Annotated in this window: 1 other annotated feature (only partly in view). The window is 57.2% G+C overall.

What is annotated here, in order from left to right:
• Positions 1–3021 (top strand) — a sequence feature (most likely nonfunctional fraction of RNA operon); it begins 191 nt to the left of the window's first position.

Here is a 3021-nt window from a genome sequence, read left to right as displayed (position 1 = left end):
TACGGGGTTGTGGGATCTCTCTTCTGTCGTCTGCCGGCGGCAGGACGAGTCAGAAACCGTTGATGTAGGCGAAGGACATGCGAAAGGTCCGGCGTAGAGGGTAAGACCCCCGTAGTCGAAACATCAGCGGCTCGTTTGAGAGACACCCAAGTAGCACGGGGCCCGAGAAATCCCGTGTGAATCTGGCGGGACCACCCGCTAAGCCTAAATATTCCCTGGTGACCGATAGCGGATAGTACCGTGAGGGAATGGTGAAAAGTACCGCGGGAGCGGAGTGAAATAGTACCTGAAACCGTGTGCCTACAAGCCGTGGGAGCGTCGGACGGAGACTTGTCTTCGTCTCGTGACTGCGTGCCTTTTGAAGAATGAGCCTGCGAGTTTGCGGTGTGTTGCGAGGTTAACCCGGGTGGGGTAGCCGTAGCGAAAGCGAGTCCGAATAGGGCGTTTTAGTAGCACGCTCAAGACCCGAAGCGGAGTGATCTAGCCATGGGCAGGTTGAAGCGGAGGTAAGACTTCGTGGAGGACCGAACCCACCAGGGTTGAAAACCTGGGGGATGACCTGTGGTTAGGGGTGAAAGGCCAATCAAACTCCGTGATAGCTGGTTCTCCCCGAAATGCATTTAGGTGCAGCGTCGTGTGTTTCTTGCCGGAGGTAGAGCACTGGATAGGCGATGGGCCCTACCGGGTTACTGACCTTAGCCAAACTCCGAATGCCGGTAAGTGAGAGCGCGGCAGTGAGACTGTGGGGGATAAGCTCCATGGTCGAGAGGGAAACAGCCCAGAGCATCGACTAAGGCCCCTAAGCGTACGCTAAGTGGGAAAGGATGTGGAGTCGCAGAGACAACCAGGAGGTTGGCTTAGAAGCAGCCACCCTTGAAAGAGTGCGTAATAGCTCACTGGTCTAGTGATTCCGCGCCGACAATGTAGCGGGGCTCAAGCGTACCGCCGAAGTCGTGTCATTGCAGCAATAGGGCCAACGCCTGCTGTGATGGGTAGGGGAGCGTCGTGTGCCGGGTGAAGCAGCGCCGGAAGGCAGTTGTGGACGGTTCACGAGTGAGAATGCAGGCATGAGTAGCGATTCACACGTGAGAAACGTGTGCGCCGATTGACTAAGGGTTCCTGGGTCAAGCTGATCTGCCCAGGGTAAGTCGGGACCTAAGGCGAGGCCGACAGGCGTAGTCGATGGATAACCGGTTGATATTCCGGTACCCGCTGTGAAGCGTCAAACATCGAACCCATTAATGCTAAGGCCGTGAAGCCGCCCCGGAGCCTTCGGGCAAAGGGGAGTGGTGGAGCCGCTGACCCAAGGTGGTAGTAGGTGAGTGATGGGGTGACGCAGGAAGGTAGTCCAGCCCGGGCGGTGGTTGTCCCGGGGTAAGGGTGTAGGCCGTGCGATAGGCAAATCCGTCGCACTTGTGGCTGAGACCTGATGCCGAGCCGATTGTGGTGAAGTGGATGATCCTATGCTGTCGAGAAAAGCCTCTAGCGAGTTTCATGGCGGCCCGTACCCTAAACCGACTCAGGTGGTCAGGTAGAGAATACCGAGGCGTTCGGGTGAACTATGGTTAAGGAACTCGGCAAAATGCCCCCGTAACTTCGGGAGAAGGGGGGCCATCACTGGTGAGAGGACTTGCTCCTTGAGCTGGGGGTGGCCGCAGAGACCAGCGAGAAGCGACTGTTTACTAAAAACACAGGTCCGTGCGAAGCCGTAAGGCGATGTATACGGACTGACGCCTGCCCGGTGCTGGAACGTTAAGGGGACCGGTTAGCTCCATTTCGGTGGGGCGAAGCTGAGAACTTAAGCGCCAGTAAACGGCGGTGGTAACTATAACCATCCTAAGGTAGCGAAATTCCTTGTCGGGTAAGTTCCGACCTGCACGAATGGCGTAACGACTTCTCGACTGTCTCAACCATAGGCCCGGTGAAATTGCACTACGAGTAAAGATGCTCGTTTCGCGCAGCAGGACGGAAAGACCCCGGGACCTTTACTACAGTTTGATATTGGTGTTCGGTTCGGCTTGTGTAGGATAGCTGGGAGACTGTGAAGCTCGGACGCCAGTTCGGGTGGAGTCGTCGTTGAAATACCAGTCTGGTCGTGCTGGATGTCTAACCTGGGTCCGTGATCCGGATCAGGGACAGTGTCTGATGGGTAGTTTAACTGGGGCGGTTGCCTCCTAAAGAGTAACGGAGGCGCCCAAAGGTTCCCTCAGCCTGGTTGGCAATCAGGTGTTGAGTGTAAGTGCACAAGGGAGCTTGACTGTGAGACCGACGGGTCGAGCAGGGACGAAAGTCGGGACTAGTGATCCGGCGGTGGCTTGTGGAAGCGCCGTCGCTCAACGGATAAAAGGTACCCCGGGGATAACAGGCTGATCTTCCCCAAGAGTCCATATCGACGGGATGGTTTGGCACCTCGATGTCGGCTCGTCGCATCCTGGGGCTGGAGTCGGTCCCAAGGGTTGGGCTGTTCGCCCATTAAAGCGGTACGCGAGCTGGGTTTAGAACGTCGTGAGACAGTTCGGTCCCTATCCGCTGTGCGCGCAGGAGTCTTGAGAAGGGCTGTCCCTAGTACGAGAGGACCGGGACGGACGAACCTCTGGTGTGCCAGTTGTTCTGCCAAGGGCATGGCTGGTTGGCTACGTTCGGGAGGGATAACCGCTGAAAGCATCTAAGCGGGAAGCCTGCTTCGAGATGAGGACTCCCACCCACTTGATGGGGTAAGGCTCCCAGTAGACGACTGGGTTGATAGGCCGGATCTGGAAGCACCGTAAGGTGTGGAGGTGACCGGTACTAATAGGCCGAGGGCTTGTCCTCAGTTGCTCGCGTCCACTGTGTTGGTTCTGAAACCACGAACAGCCCCACGTCCGGTCACGGCGTGGTGCGGCAGGTTCGACAGTTTCATAGTGTTTCGGTGGTTATAGCGTGAGGGAAACGCCCGGTTACATTCCGAACCCGGAAGCTAAGCCTTACAGCGCCGATGGTACTGCAGGGGGGACCCTGTGGGAGAGTAGGACGCCGCCGAAC

The sequence above is a fragment of the Streptomyces sp. NPDC001492 genome, assembly GCF_053597275.1.
Note: the sequence above shows the minus strand (reverse complement) of the source record. Positions and strands in the feature narration are given on the sequence as shown.